Annotated in this window: 11 protein-coding genes; 9 read left to right on the top strand and 2 right to left on the bottom strand. The window is 73.2% G+C overall.

Going from position 1 to position 14,252, the window contains the following annotated elements:
• The first annotated feature begins 68 nt into the window (after nt 1-68).
• The 4 genes from ACH4OA_RS20660 to ACH4OA_RS20675 all read left to right on the top strand — a co-directional run bounded on the left by ACH4OA_RS20660 (nt 69) and on the right by ACH4OA_RS20675 (nt 4,830).
• Complete coding sequence (locus ACH4OA_RS20660) at nt 69-1,670, top strand: methylmalonyl-CoA mutase (RefSeq protein WP_397970085.1); 1,602 nt, start codon at nt 69-71, stop codon at nt 1,668-1,670.
• A 63-nt stretch (nt 1,671-1,733) separates the two neighbouring features.
• Nucleotides 1,734-2,384 carry a leucine efflux protein LeuE gene (leuE, locus tag ACH4OA_RS20665; protein WP_365878745.1) on the top strand — a complete coding sequence of 217 codons (651 nt, stop codon included), beginning with the start codon at nt 1,734-1,736 and terminating at the stop codon, nt 2,382-2,384.
• A gap of 110 nt (nt 2,385-2,494) precedes the next feature.
• A complete protein-coding gene (locus tag ACH4OA_RS20670; RefSeq protein WP_365878743.1) occupies nt 2,495-3,481 on the top strand; it encodes a glycosyltransferase family 2 protein in 987 nt (328 codons plus the stop codon).
• Nucleotides 3,478-4,830, top strand: coding sequence for a polysialyltransferase family glycosyltransferase (locus ACH4OA_RS20675; RefSeq protein ID WP_397941533.1), 1,353 nt, complete (start codon nt 3,478-3,480; stop codon nt 4,828-4,830). Before ACH4OA_RS20670 ends, ACH4OA_RS20675 begins: the two co-directional genes overlap by 4 nt.
• Nucleotides 4,831-5,133: 303 nt before the next feature.
• On the opposite strand, the gene ACH4OA_RS20680 is transcribed toward ACH4OA_RS20675, so the two are convergent.
• Complete coding sequence (locus ACH4OA_RS20680; RefSeq protein ID WP_397946642.1) at nt 5,134-6,486, bottom strand: polysialyltransferase family glycosyltransferase; 1,353 nt, start codon at nt 6,484-6,486, stop codon at nt 5,134-5,136.
• Entirely contained in the window at nt 6,486-7,466 is a 981-nt protein-coding gene (locus ACH4OA_RS20685) for a glycosyltransferase family 2 protein (protein WP_397941536.1), read from the bottom strand. The genes ACH4OA_RS20680 and ACH4OA_RS20685 overlap by 1 nt, the downstream gene beginning before the upstream one ends.
• A gap of 198 nt (nt 7,467-7,664) precedes the next feature.
• Here ACH4OA_RS20685 and ACH4OA_RS20690 point away from each other — a divergent pair, with 198 nt between their 5' ends.
• The 5 genes from ACH4OA_RS20690 to ACH4OA_RS20710 all read left to right on the top strand — a co-directional run bounded on the left by ACH4OA_RS20690 (nt 7,665) and on the right by ACH4OA_RS20710 (nt 14,208).
• Nucleotides 7,665-9,014, top strand: coding sequence for a DUF6716 putative glycosyltransferase (locus ACH4OA_RS20690; protein ID WP_397970087.1), 1,350 nt, complete (start codon nt 7,665-7,667; stop codon nt 9,012-9,014).
• A 23-nt stretch (nt 9,015-9,037) separates the two neighbouring features.
• Nucleotides 9,038-10,267 (top strand): cytidylyltransferase domain-containing protein, encoded by a 1,230-nt coding sequence (locus ACH4OA_RS20695; protein WP_397946641.1) that lies wholly within the window; start codon nt 9,038-9,040, stop codon nt 10,265-10,267.
• 12 nt (nt 10,268-10,279) lie between these two features.
• Nucleotides 10,280-11,218 (top strand): N-acetylneuraminate synthase family protein, encoded by a 939-nt coding sequence (locus ACH4OA_RS20700; RefSeq protein WP_365883210.1) that lies wholly within the window; start codon nt 10,280-10,282, stop codon nt 11,216-11,218.
• Nucleotides 11,219-11,667: 449 nt separating this feature from the next.
• Entirely contained in the window at nt 11,668-12,729 is a 1,062-nt protein-coding gene (locus tag ACH4OA_RS20705) for a hypothetical protein (protein WP_397941541.1), read from the top strand.
• A gap of 243 nt (nt 12,730-12,972) precedes the next feature.
• Entirely contained in the window at nt 12,973-14,208 is a 1,236-nt protein-coding gene (locus tag ACH4OA_RS20710) for an amidohydrolase (protein ID WP_397941702.1), read from the top strand.
• The last annotated feature ends 44 nt before the right edge of the window (nt 14,209-14,252 follow it).

Consider the following 14,252-nt stretch of genomic DNA (forward strand, 5'->3'; position numbering starts at 1 on the left):
GGCGTGACCGCCGCCGAACTACGGGGCATGGTGGGGAGGGGGTACGGGCCGGACCGCGGAGGCACCCCATGGCGCGTGAGTCGGAGTCGGGACTGCCGATCGAGCCGGTCTACGGGCCGGCCGACCTGACCGGCTGGGACCCGGAGCGGAAGCTGGGCGCTCCGGGCGCGTACCCGTTCACCCGGGGGGTCCACCCGACGATGTACACGGGCCGGCCGTGGACCATGCGCCAGTACGCCGGGTTCGGTACGGCGGCCGAGTCCAACGCCCGCTACCGGCAGCTCATCGCCCACGGCACGACCGGCCTGTCGGTCGCGTTCGACCTGCCCACGCAGATGGGCCACGACTCCGACGCGCCGATCGCCCACGGCGAGGTCGGCAAGGTGGGCGTGGCGGTCGACTCGGCCGAGGACATGCGGACGCTCTTCGACGGCATCCCGCTGGACGGGGTGTCCACGTCGATGACGATCAACGCGCCGGCCGCGCCGCTGCTCCTGCTGTACCAGCTCGTGGCGGAGGAACAGGGCGTCCCCGCGGACCGCCTGACCGGCACGGTGCAGAACGACGTGCTGAAGGAGTACATCGCGCGGGGCACGTACATCTTCCCGCCCGGGCCCTCGCTGCGGCTGACCGCGGACATCTTCCGGTACTGCAAGACCGAGATCCCGAGATGGAACACGATTTCGATCTCGGGCTACCACATGGCCGAGGCGGGCGCGTCACCCGTACAGGAGATCGCCTTCACCCTCACGGACGGTATGGAGTACGTCCGTACGGCGGTGGCGGCCGGCATGGACGTGGACGACTTCGCGCCCCGGCTGTCGTTCTTCTTCGTGGCCCGTACGACGCTGCTGGAGGAGGTCGCCAAGTTCCGGGCGGCGCGCAGGATCTGGGCGCGGGTGATGCGGGAGCAGTTCGGCGCGCGGAACCCGAGGTCGCTGATGCTGCGCTTCCACACGCAGACGGCCGGGGTGCAGCTGACGGCCCAGCAGCCGGAGGTGAACCTGGCCCGGGTCTGCGTGCAGGCCCTGGCGGCCGTGCTCGGCGGCACCCAGTCGCTGCACACCAACTCCTTCGACGAGGCGATGGCGCTGCCGACGGAGAAGAGCGCGCGGCTGGCCCTGCGGACGCAGCAGGTGCTGGCGCACGAGACGGACGTGGCGGCCATGGTGGACCCCTTCGCGGGGTCGTACGCCGTGGAGCGGATGACGGACGACGTGGAGGCGGCGGCGCTGGAGCTGATGCGGAAGGTCGAGGAGCTGGGCGGGGCGGCCGCGGCGATCGGACGGGGCTTCCAGAAGTCCGCGATCGAGCGGAACGCCTACCGCATCGCGCGGGAGACCGACTCCGGCGAGCGGGTCGTCGTCGGCGTGAACCGCTTCCGGCTGGACGAGGAGGAGCCGTACGCGCCGCTGCGGGTGGACCCGGCGATCGAGTCCCGGCAGGCCGAACGCCTCGCGCGACTGCGGGCCGGCCGCGACCGGCGGGCGGTGGCCGGGGCGCTGGACGCCCTGCGCAGGAGCGCGGAGGGCGACGGGGGCGGCGGGGACGGCGCGGACAACGTGCTGTACCCCATGAAGGAGGCGCTGCGGGCGCGGGCGACGGTGGGGGAGGTGTGCGGGGCGCTGCGGGAGGTCTGGGGCAGCCACGTGCCGTCGGACACGTTCTGACCCGCGCGCCGCGTTCCGCCCCGCCCGTACCCGGGTGTCGTACCCGCGTGCGACACTCCACCCATGTTCGGCGTCATCGACCTCCCCACCTATCTCGCGGGCCAGATCCTGATCGTCCTGCTGCCCGGCCCCAACTCCCTGTACGTCCTGTCCGTGGCCGCCCGCCGCGGCGTCCGGGCGGGGTACACGGCGGCGGCCGGCGTGTGGTGCGGCGACACCGTGCTGATGACCCTGTCCGCCGCCGGGGTGGCCTCCCTGCTCCAGGCCAACGCCCTGCTGTTCGACGTCGTGAAGTACGCCGGTGCCGGCTATCTGACCTGGCTGGCGATCGGGATGCTGCGGGCCGCGTGGCAGCTGTGGCGGACCCGGCGGGAGCAGACCGCCGAGGCCGCGGCACCCGCGCGGACCGCCGACGAACGGCCCTTCCGCCGCGCCTTCGTCGTCAGCCTCGTCAACCCCAAGGCGATCCTCTTCTTCGTCGCCTTCTTCGTGCAGTTCGTGGACCCCGACTACGCCTACCCGGCCCTGTCGTTCACGGTCCTCGGCACCATCGCGCAGACGGCCAGCGTCCTCTACCTCAGCGCCCTGATATTCGGCGGCACCCGGCTCGCCGCCGCCTTCCGCCGCCGCAAGCGCCTCGCGGCCACGGCCACCTCCGCGGCGGGCGCCCTGTTCCTCGGCTTCGCGGTGAAGCTGTCCCTGGCAGCCGCTTAGACCATCTCGTCACCCCGAGTTCACCTGTCGGCCAGACCTGCGTTGGGATGCGGCGTCGAGATTTTCTTACCGTCACAGGAATCTGTCCCGGAGAAAGTCCAGGTGTACGCGTGCCCAGCCTCCCACCGAAACTGTCAGTGATCGTCCCCTGCTACAACATCGAGGGGTACGTCCCCGACACCGTGACCAGCCTGGTGAACAACGCGCGGGACGACTTCGAGTTCCTGTTCGTCGAGGACCAGTCCACCAAGGACCGGACCTACGAGGCGCTGCTGCGGCTGACGAAAGGGCTGAAGAACAGCAGGGTGATACGGCACGAGCAGAACGGCGGACTGGCCACCGCCCGGAACACGGGCATCGACGCGGCCGAGGGCCGGTACCTCACCTTCCTCGACGGCGACGACTGGCTGGCCCCGGGCTACCTGACCCGGCTGGTGGACACCATCGAACGCCTCGACGTCGACTTCGTGCGCACCGACCACGTCCAGGTCACCGGCATCCAGCGCGCCGTCCACCGGGCACCGGAAGGCCGCCGCCACGTCCCGCTCGACCCGCGCACCTCGATCCTGCCGGTCGACGTCACGACGATGGTCGACTACCCCTACGCCTGGGCCGGCATCTACCACCGGCGCCTCCTCGACCGCGGCCTGCTGCGCTTCCACGACGGGCTCCGCACCGCCGAGGACCGGCCCTGGATCTGGGACCTGCACCGCAGGGCCGACTCCTACGCCGTCGCCAGCCTGCGCGGCGTCTTCTACCGCAGGGGCGTGGCGAGTTCCCTGACGCAGATCGGCGACGTCCGCCAGCTCGACTTCTTCCGCTCCTTCGACCTCGTCCTCGGCGAACTCGCCGACGACCCCGAGGCCGGCCGGCTGCGCAAGAAGGCGCTGCGCAACTACTGCGTCGTCATCGCCCACCAGCTCCTGCAGCGCGACCGGTTCGAGCGCAGCGTCGCCGCCCAGCTCCGGCAGCTGGCCGCCGAGGCGCTGGGCCGGATGACGGAGCCGGAACTGACCGAGGCCCTCGTCGGCATGGGTGAACAACGCGTGGACGTCCTGCGGCGCATCCGCGGCGGCATGAAGGGAGTCGCGGCATGAGCGGCACCACCCAGATCTTCTTCTCGGCCACCCAGTACGCGGCCGCCACCGTCACCGCCGCCCTGCGCGCCGGACTCTTCGGCCCCCGCGCCGAGCACCGCCGCATCCTCGTCGTCAGCAACACCGCCGCCGTGCCCGAGGTCGGCACACCGCTGGACCGGATGGCCGGGTTCGAGCGGCTGCGCCCCGAGTTCGACGAGGTCCGCTCCTGGAACGACTTCATCTCCCCGCACCACCCGGCCGGCTGGTCGCCGCGCGGCCAGGACCTGGTGCTGTGGGAGAAGGCCGTACGCCGTGCCTGGGACCTGGACGACGACGAACCGGTCGAGATCGCCTGCGAGTCCATCCAGGCCAACCCCTCCCGCGCGGTCGCCGACATCTTCGCCGACAGCCCGATCCACGTGTACGCGGACGGCCTGATGAGCTACGGCCCCACCCGCAACCGCATCCCGCACGGCATGAGCAGCCGCATCGCGCGCGTGCTCCACCTCGACCTGATACCCGGGCTGCGTCCGCTGCTCCTGTCCGAGTACGGCGTCCGTGCCGAGGCCGTGCCGGACAAGGCCATGGTCGACGTCCTCGCCCAGCTCGGCGAGGAGGGCGCCGGAATCCTCGCCGACCGCGTCCCCGCCGGGCACCGCCCCACCGCCGTACTGCTCGGCCAGTACCTCTCGGCCATCAACCTGATCACCCAGGACGAGGAGGAGGAACTCCACGTCCGCATGGTGCGCGCCGCCGCCCGCGCCGGCCACCGCGACGTGCTCTTCAAGCCCCACCCGAGCGCGCCGTCCGCCTACAACACGTCCCTGGAGGCGACGGCACAGGAGCTGGGGCTGCGGCTGACCGTCCTGAGCGAACCCGTGCTCGCCGAGACCGTCTTCGCCCGGCTGAAGCCGGAACTGGTCATCGGCTGCTTCTCCACCGCCCTGATGACGGCCGCCGCCTTCTACGGCATCCCGGTCGCCCGGGTCGGCACGGACCTGCTCCTGGAGCGCATCACACCGTACGAGAACAGCAACCGGGTCCCGCTCACCCTCATCGACGCGGCCCTGCCCGACGCCGAACGCGACGTGACCGGCACCCCGCTCCCGCTGGACACGCTCGGCGGGCGCCTGGGCCCGCTGGTCCGCACCGTGGGCTACTGCATGCAGTCCCGCAAGCACCCGGAGCTGCGCGAGGAGGCGGCCGCCTGGCTCACCGTCCATCTCGCCGAGTACCCGCAGTACTTCAAGAAGCGGCGCCTGACCAGTCTGCGCCTGCCCGGCGCCGCCCCCGTACGCGCCGAGGCCCTGCGCCGCCATCCCGTCGTGCGCAAGGCCGTCAAGCAGATCCGCGCCCGCCGGCGGTAGACCCCGCCCGGCGCCAGTAGACCCCACCCGCCGGCGGCAGGCTCCCCTGCCGGCGGCAGGCCCCCTGCCGGCGGCAGAGGCCCCCCGCCGGCGGTAGGCCTCGCCCGGCAAACCCCCGGTGGCCCGCCGGGCGAGCCGCCCGGGCTCGCCCGAGCGGCCTGCCTGAGCCCCGGGCGGCCTGCCCGAGCCCCGGCCGGTCCCTGCCCAGGCCGGTCCCTGCCCAGGCCGGTCCCTGCCCAGGCCGGTCCCTGCCCAGGCCGGGCCTGCCCAGGCCGGGCGGCGCCGCTCAGGGTCTGGCGCGTCTCAGCGTCTGGCGCGTGGCGCGAGCGCCCGGGCCCGGCGGGCGAGCCGGCGCACGGTCGGGCTGCGCGGGATGAACGACAACTGCGCGGGCACCGCGCCCGGCAGGGCCAGCGCGGTCAGCCGGCGGCGCTTGAAGTACCGCCAGGTGCGGGCGTCGAGATGCCGGGACAGATAGCTCTCGGCGTCCGCCCGCAGCTCCGGATAGATCTTCGGCTGCATGGCGAAGCCCACCGCCCGCAGCAGCGCGGCCAGTTCCGCCACGCGCTCCGGTCCGGGCGGCGACCAGCCGGACACGCCCGCGGCGTCACCGAGGTCGGGCAGCAGCGCGTCGGCGATGGTGACCGGCACCCGGTTGCTGTTCTGGTACGGCGCGAGCCGGGCCAGCACGGTGTCGGTGCCGGTCCGGGCGACCGGCAGGCCGTACAGCGTGGCCGCCGTGAACAGCGCGGTGGAGAAGCAGCCGACGACCAGCGCGGGCCGCAGCCGCCGGAAGGCCACCTCCGCGAGCACGGGCACGTCCAGCACGACGAGTTCGGCGCCGAGCCGGTCCGCCTCCTCCCGCAGCAGCCGCGACCAGTGGGCGGGCGCCACCGGGTGCGGCTTGAAGACCACCCGGCGGTGGCCGAGCGCCACCGCGCCGCGCACCATCCGCAGGTGCAGCTCCTCCTCCTCGGCGGCGCTGAGGATGTCCAGCGCGGAGAGGTACTGGCCGAGGAGCAGGGCGGGCCGCGGCTCACCGGTGCCGGGCAGCTCCGTCCCGTCCGCCGCGAGTTCCTCCAGCACCTTCGTGAACGCCCCGGTGGGCACCAGCTCCGGGCGCACGCCGAACTCGGTGAGCAGCAGCGGGGTCAGCCCGGGGACCAGATCCAGATGGAGCAGGCGCTCGACGCGCGTGCCGACCAGCGGATCGATCTTGTCCCGGGTGGGGCCATAGCTTATGAGGCCGTCCGCGTAGACGTCGACGGGAGCGCCGGTGAACAACTGGCACAGCGCGAGCGCCGGGTTGACCTGCACGGACTCCACGGTGAGCCGGACCCGGTCGTCACCGAGCCCCCAGAGCAGCCGCACGTACCGCTCCCACATGGGGATGTCGTTGGCGCGCGGGCCCCAGCCGCTGGGGTGCAGGGGAGCGATGGTCTCGTTCCAGGACAGCACCCCGTCGAAGCGGTCCCCGATGGTCCCGAAGCCCGGCATCCGGTCGACGGACGGGGTGGTCTCGGGATTGGCCGCGTTGTTGGTGACGAGGAGCAGCCGGCGGTCGGCCGGACCGAACAGCCCCGCGTCGAGGGCGGCGGCCAGCGTGGCGGCCCCGTACAGCGTCGACACGCAGAAGATGTGGGTGGTGCCGGGCATCAGACGGCCGCCGTCCGGTGGGCCGTCGGGCGGCGCCTGAGCCGCCGCAGCCGGCTCGCGCGCTGGGCGTCCATCGAGTCCATGACCTGCGCCAGCACGTCCTGCGGAAGTCTTTTCAGCGCGGCTGCGCTCAGGGAACGCAATTGTCGGGCCACGGCGGGTTCGAACCTCTCGATCGTTCCGAGGTGATGAGCCATGATGGCGCAATAGGTGCGCACGGCTTTCGGCAGCAGCTTATCGGCCTCGGGATCCCGGGCCGTTTCCTCGATCACCTGGTCGAATGCGCGCAGGAAATCCAATTGCCGCACGTCACCGATCTGGGTGAGCGAGGAGGCCACACCGCGCCGGTAGTACACACCGAGCAGACCGACCGCGGCGAAGGAATCGGCCTCGCGGTGCAGTTTCCAGATCCACGGCCGGTCCTCGGCCGTGCGCAGCCCGTGGGTGAAGTGCAGCAGGCCCCGGTCGACGAGCCGGCGGTGGTAGATGCCCGCCCACGCGTAGGCGTAGTCCACGGAGGTGGACCGGTCGGCCGGCAGGATCGCCGCCCGCGGGTTCAGCACGACATCGCGGCGGCCCTGCGGGACGCGGTGGACGGCGCGGGCCCGGCCGGTGCACTGCACATGGTCGGTGCGGACGAAGTCGCAGCCCAGCTCGTCCATGGCCGACACGAGCCGCGGGTAGTAGCCGGGCGCGAGCCAGTCGTCGCCGTCCAGGAACGTCAGGTACTCGCCGCGCGCCCGGTCGATGCCGGTGTTGCGCGCGGTGGCCAGCCCTCCGTTCCGCTCGTGTCTGACCAGCACCGCGCCGGGAAGCTCGCGTTCCGCGTGCGCGAGGATTTCCGGCGTCTCGTCGCTCGAACAGTCGTCGACGAGAATGAATTCGAAGTCCTCACGCGTGTTCGCACGCAGGCTCTTCAGCGTGTCTGGCGCGTATTGCTGGACGTTGTAGAACGGCACGATCACCGAGAGCTTCACCACCCGGACGACGGTAGAGGGCGGCCCGGCCCGCACCCTGACCGGCTGCTTGATTCCAGATGAACTGCACGTGGCAAAGCTGTGAACCGGGCTGTTTTTCGCGCCGTTCCGGGGCTGATTCTCCTGACGGAGATGTGCTGTTAACCATTTGTTGCATTCAGGTTGGGCGGGACCTTTCCCTCGCTTCCTAGCGTCTTCGGTGTGCCAGTAAGTGCTACGAAGTCTCTGCGGGTCGCCGTCCTGGCGGACTCCGACACCCGGTGGAAGTGGGGCGCGCTCACCGCGCGGCGGCTCACTCCGGCGGCTGCCGGCGTCCGGCTCGACGGCTACCTCCTGCGGGGACGCGCCACCCCGACCCCCCGTCAGCTCGGCGAGGTCGGCGTCGAGGCCGACTCCCTGCGCGAGGTCACCGGAGTCGAGTTCCTGCGCGCCATGACCGCGGGCCCCGGCCCGGAACCGGCGGGGGAGGCGGGCGGAGCGCCGTACGACGTCCTCGTGCTCGCCCTGGTCGGCGGCGGGGTGCAGGCCATGCTGCACGGGCTGCGCGCCGCCTGGGGCACCGGGCCGCGCCCCGTGGTCGTCACCGGCTATGTCGGGGTCGTCTACGAGAAGCTCACCGACGGACTGCTGCTGCGGCACGGCGCCGACCTGGTCCTCGCCAACTCCCGCCACGACGCGGACCGGTTCCGGGCCGTGTTCGAGGGCGTGGGCGCGGACGCCTCCGCGGTCACCGAGGTCGCCCTGCCCTTCCTCGGCGGCGCGCCCTACGCCGGCCCGCACGAGCCGTACACCGTGGTCTTCGCGGCCCAGCCGTCCGTGCCGGACAACCGCCGGGACCGCACCTACCTGCTGGACCGCCTCATAGCGCACGCCCGCCGGCACCCCGAGCGCGAGGTGCTGCTCAAGCTGCGCTCCAAGCCCGGCGAACACACCACCCACATCGAGGAACTGCCGTACCAGAAGCTGGTCCAGGGCAAGGACCTCCCGGCCAACCTCCGGCTGGTGTACGGGCACATGGGCGAGGTGCTCGACCGCACCGACCTGCTGGTCACGGTCAGCTCCACCGCCGCCCTGGAGGCCCTGCACCGCCGTATCCCCACGGCCGTGCTCACCGACCTCGGGGTGCGCGAGGGGCTCGGCAACCACCACTTCACCGGCTCCGGCTGCCTCGCCTCCTGGGACCGGCTGGACGCCGGGCACCGGCCGGAGCCGGACGAGGAGTGGGTGGCCCGGCAGGGCGTCGCCGCCGGGGAGGAGTCCTACGCCACCGCGTTCGACGCCGCCCGCGAACGGATCGCCGGGCTGCTGGACCGCTCCGGCGGCCTGCCGCCGCTGAACCCCTACTACACCCCCGAGACCGCGCCCGGCTACCTGCCCGGCATCCTCGCCCGCCACCACCTCGGCCCCGACGGCGTACCGCTGCCCGGCGCGCCCGCCGCGGACAAGGCGCCCGGCCCCGTCCGGCAGATCGTGCGCCGGGCCGCGCGCGGCGCCTACCGGCACGGCGTCCAGCGGGTCGCCCCCGTGATCCGGCGGATGGGCGAGCTGTGACCTCACTGCAAGGAGTACACCCCATGTCCCACTCGGAAGCGGACCCGGGCGCCACGCTCCGCCGGGTGCTCGCCGTGATCCCGGCGCGCGGCGGCTCCAAGGGCGTACCCGCGAAGAACCTCGCGCCGGTGGGCGGTGTCCCGCTGGTGGTCCGCGCGGTGCGCGAGTGCCGGGCGACCCGGCTGGTGACCGACGTCGTCGTCTCCACCGACGACCAGGCCATCGCCGCCGCCGCCCGCGAGGCCGGCGCCGAGGTCGTGCTGCGGCCCGCCGCGATCGCCGGGGACACCGCCACCTCGGAGGCCGCGGTCCTGCACGCCATGGACGCCCACGAGGCGCTGCACGGCGCCCCGGTCGACGTGGTCCTGCTCGTGCAGTGCACCAGCCCCTTCCTGGTCCGGGAGGACATCGACGGGGTGGCCGCCGCGGTCGCCGAGAACGGCGCCGACACCGCCGTGACCGTCGCCCCCTTCCACGGCTTCGTGTGGCGCGAGCCGGACACCGGGGACGGGGGCGGGGCGGGCGTCAACCACGACAAGTCCTACCGCCCGCGCCGCCAGGACCGCCCCCAGGACTTCCTGGAGACCGGCGCCGCCTACGCGATGGACGCGGCCGGCTTCCGGGAGCACCGCCACCGCTTCTTCGGCCACACCGAGCTGGTCCGCACCGACCCGGCCCGGGTGCTGGAGATCGACGACCCGCACGACCTGGCCCGCGCCCGCGCCCTCGCGCCCCTCTTCGACGCGGACCGCCCCGGCGCGCTGCCGGCCGCGGACGACGTGGACGCGGTCGTACTCGACTTCGACGGCACCCAGACCGACGACCGGGTGCTGATCGACTCCGACGGACGGGAGTTCGTCGCCGTGCACCGCGGCGACGGACTCGGCATCGCCGCCCTGCGCAGGAGCGGTCTGAAGCTGCTGATCCTGTCCACGGAACAGAACCCGGTCGTCGCCGCCCGCGCACGGAAGCTGCGGATCCCCGTGCTGCACGGCATCGACCGGAAAGACCTCGCGCTGAAGCAGTGGTGCGAGGAGCAGGGCATCGCGCCGGAGCGCGTGCTCTACGTCGGCAACGACGTCAACGACCTCCCGTGCTTCGCCCTCGTCGGCTGGCCCGTGGCGGTCGCGAACGCCCACGACGTCGTACGCGGCGCCGCACGCGCGGTCACCACCGTCCCCGGCGGCGACGGCGCGATCCGGGAGATCGCCAGCTGGATCCTCGGCCCCTCTCTCGATTCCCTCCCCAAGTAAGGACACCCCCTGATGAGCACCCACTCCCGTCTGCGCGCCTTCGGTGAGCGCGAGGTCGGCCCCGGCCGCCCCGTCTACATCTGCGGCGAGATCGGCATCAACCACAACGGTGAGCTGGAGAACGCCTTCAAGCTGATCGACGTGGCCGCCGAGGCCGGCTGCGACGCCGTGAAGTTCCAGAAGCGCACGCCCGAGATCTGCACCCCCCGCGACCAGTGGGACATCGAGCGCGACACCCCCTGGGGCCGGATGACCTACATCGACTACCGCCACCGGGTGGAGTTCGGCGAGGACGAGTACCGCCGGATCGACGCCTACTGCAAGGAGAAGGGGATCGACTGGTTCGCCTCCCCGTGGGACACCGAGGCCGTCGCCTTCCTGGAGAAGTTCGACCTGCCGGCCCACAAGGTCGCGTCCGCGTCCCTGACCGACGACGAGCTGCTGCGGGCCCTGCGCTCCACCGGCCGCACGGTCATCCTCTCCACCGGCATGTCCACCCCGAAGCAGATCCGCCACGCGGTGGAGGTCCTGGGCAGCGACAACATCCTGCTCTGCCACGCCACCTCCACCTACCCGGCCAAGGCGGAGGAGCTGAACCTCCGCGTGATCAACACGCTGGAGAAGGAGTACCCGAACGTCCCGATCGGCTACTCCGGCCACGAGACCGGCCTGCAGACCACCCTCGCCGCGGTCGCGCTCGGGGCGACCTTCGTCGAGCGCCACATCACCCTGGACCGCGCCATGTGGGGCTCCGACCAGGCCGCCTCCGTGGAGCCGCAGGGCCTCACCCGCCTGGTCCGCGACATCCGCACCATCGAGGCCTCCCTCGGCGACGGCGTCAAGAAGGTCTACGACTCCGAGCTGGGCCCGATGAAGAAGCTGCGCCGGGTCGCCGGCGCCGTCGCCGAGGCGGAGATCGCCGCGGCGGCCGGCGAGCCGGTCTCGGTGTGAATCCGGTTCACTGACGACGGGACGGTCGTACGCCGATGAGCCCCCGCGCCGGTCAGGCCGGCCACCCTGCCCCCACGCTCGCCTTCGTGGAGAGCCCGGTACAGCTGCTGAACGTACTGGAGTGGGCGCACCAGCACGGCCGACGCGCGCCCGCGGAGCCGGCCGGCCCGCCGGGCGGGGGCGGCGCGGCCGGTGCGGGCGGCGCGGCCGGCGCGGACACGGCCACGGCGTTCGTACCGGCCCCGGCCGGGCCCGCGCCGGCCGGCCCCGCGCCGGGTGCGCCCGCGTCGGCCGGGCCCGGATCGGGTACGCCCGCGTCGGCCGGGCCCGGATCGGCCGGGCCCGCATCGGGTACGTCCGCGCCGGGGGTGCCCGCGTCCGGTACGCCTCTGCCGGGGATCCCGGCGCCGAGTACGCCCGTGGCGGGTACCTCCGCACTGGGGGTGCCCGTGCCGGGTACATCCGCACCGGAGGTGCCCGTGCCGGGCGTGCCCGCGCAGGCCCGGCGGGCGGCGACCGAATCGGCGGCGGCCGGATCGGCGGGCGCCGCCCTCGACCTCACCGTGGTCGTCCTGTCCCCGACCGACCCCATGACCCGCGGCCAGTTGCGCCGTATGGCCGATCTGGCCCGGGACGAGGGGTACCGGGTGCGCTGGGAGGAGGCCCGAGGCGGTACGGCCGCGCCCTTCCAGACCATCGGCGGCCTCGCCGGCCCCCTGCGCCGGGCCGGCCGTATCGTGATGGGCGACCCGTTCTCCCGCTATGTGCAGCTGCTGCTGACCATCACCCGGGCCCGTGACCTGGTCGTGGTCGACGACGGCACCGCGACGATGGAGTTCGTGGCCCAGCTCGCCCGCGGCGAACGCCTGGTCCGCTGGCACCGCAAGGGCGGCCGGCCCGGCGCACGGGACCTGCTCTTCGCCCCGGTCTCCTCCTCCGCCCGGCGCCGCCTCACCCCGAGCCGCCGCCGGCGCGTCGAGGTGTTCTCCTCCATGCCGGTGACCGAGATCCCGGACGGCGTCACGGTCACCGCCAACGACTTCGCCTGGACCCGCGCCCGCTTCGGCCCGCCGCGCGTCACCGAGGGCGCGGACCTGGTCGGCACCTCGCTGGTGGAGACCGGGGTGGTGGACGCCGACCACTATGTGGAGGCCGTCCGCGTCCTCGCCAGGGCCCACGGCGCGACCCGTTACTTCGCCCACCGCCGGGAGAGCACGGAGAAACTGCACCGGCTGGCCGTCGAGACGGGCCTGGAGATAGTCCGCCCGGACCTCCCGCTGGAGCTGATCGCCCGGCGCGGGCCCGTGGGCCGCACGATCCTCAGCTTCCCCTCCACCGTCGTGCACACCCTCCCGCTGGCCCTGGCCGGTACGGGGGTGCGCGTGGCGGTCTGCGACATCGACCCGGCCTGGCTCACGGACACCGCCTCCCCGCGCGCCCAGGGCTTCCTGTCCGGCGTGACCGGAACGGCCCGCGACGTCCACCGCCTGGCGGCGGTGGGCCTGGCCTAGGGGCTCGCCGGGAGGGGCGGACGCGCCCCGGGTGACGCGTGGCGGGTCCGGTTACCGGACTTCCCGCGCGTGACTGGTGCGAAGCGTGGTATCCGTGGAAGGAGAAAAACAAGGGTTTTACCCACCACAGTCCGCAGCCATGCGTCCACCGGTCGGATTTTCGTCCCCTAACGGGCTGAACTTTTGCTGATCGAGGGGTAGTTGACCCGTGGGCGTCCTACCCTTCAGAGGGTGAAGCAATTGATGTCCCTAGAGTCCGAGGCCGGCCTCCCGGATGATGTCCTCCCCGGTGCGCTGAGCGAGTCCCTGCAGGCCGAACTCGTGGCCTTCCGCCGCGACTTGCACATGCACCCCGAGCTGGGCAACCAGGAGTTCCGTACCACCGCCGCGATCAAGGAGCGGCTGGAGCGGGCCGGGCTCAGGCCCCGCGTCCTGCGCACCGGGACCGGACTCGTCTGTGACATCGGGCTCGCGGAGGGTGAGCGTCCGGACGTGCCGCTGCTCGCGCTGCGCGCCGACATCGACGCCCTGCCCATCCCCGACGCCAAGACCGGGTGCCCGTACCGCTCGACCGTCCCGGACCGCGCCCACGCCTGCGGGCACGACGTGCACACCACCGTCGTCCTCGGCGCCGGACTGGTCCTCGCCGACCTGCACGCCAAGGGCCTGCTGACCCGGCCGGTGCGGCTGATCTTCCAGCCCGCCGAGGAGGTGCTGCCCGGCGGCGCCCTGGACGCCATCGAGGACGGCGCGCTGACCGGTGTGGGCCGGATCCTCGCCGTGCACTGCGACCCCCGGGTGGAGGCCGGGCGGGTCGGCCTGCGGGCCGGGCCGATCACCAGCGCCTGCGACCGCCTGGAGATCGCGCTCGACGGCCCCGGCGGCCACACCGCCCGCCCGCACCTGACCACCGACCTGGTCACCGCCGCCGCCCGGGTCGCCGTCGACGTGCCCGCGGTGATCGCCCGCCGGGTCGACACCCGCGCCGGGCTCGCCCTCACCTGGGGCCGGATCGAGTCGGGCCACGCCCCGAACGTCGTACCGCAGCACGCTGAGCTGTCCGGGACCGTGCGCTGCCTGGACCTGGACGCCTGGCGGCAGGCCCCCGACATCGTGCACGCGGCCGTCGACGAGGTCGCCGCCCTGCACCGCGCCAAGTCCGAGATCACCTACCAGCGCGGGGTGCCGCCCGTCGTCAACGACCGGGAGTGCACCGACCTGCTCCGCCGGGCCATGATCGCCCGGCGCGGCATGGAGTCCGTCGACAGCACCGAGCAGAGCCTCGGCGGCGAGGACTTCTCCTGGTACCTGGAGCACGTGCCGGGCGCGCTGGCCCGGCTCGGCGTGCGCCGGCCCGGCGAGCACACGGTGCGCGATCTGCACCAGGGCGACTTCGACGCCGACGAGTACGCGATCACGGTGGGTGTCGAGCTGTTCACGGCCGCCGCCTTCCTGGACCCGACGGGCGCGCGGGACTGACCGGACGGCCCCGCCGGGGGCCGTTCCCTCCGCGGGCGCAACAC

The sequence above is a fragment of the Streptomyces sp. NPDC017095 genome, assembly GCF_044332325.1.
GTDB lineage: Bacteria > Actinomycetota > Actinomycetes > Streptomycetales > Streptomycetaceae > Streptomyces.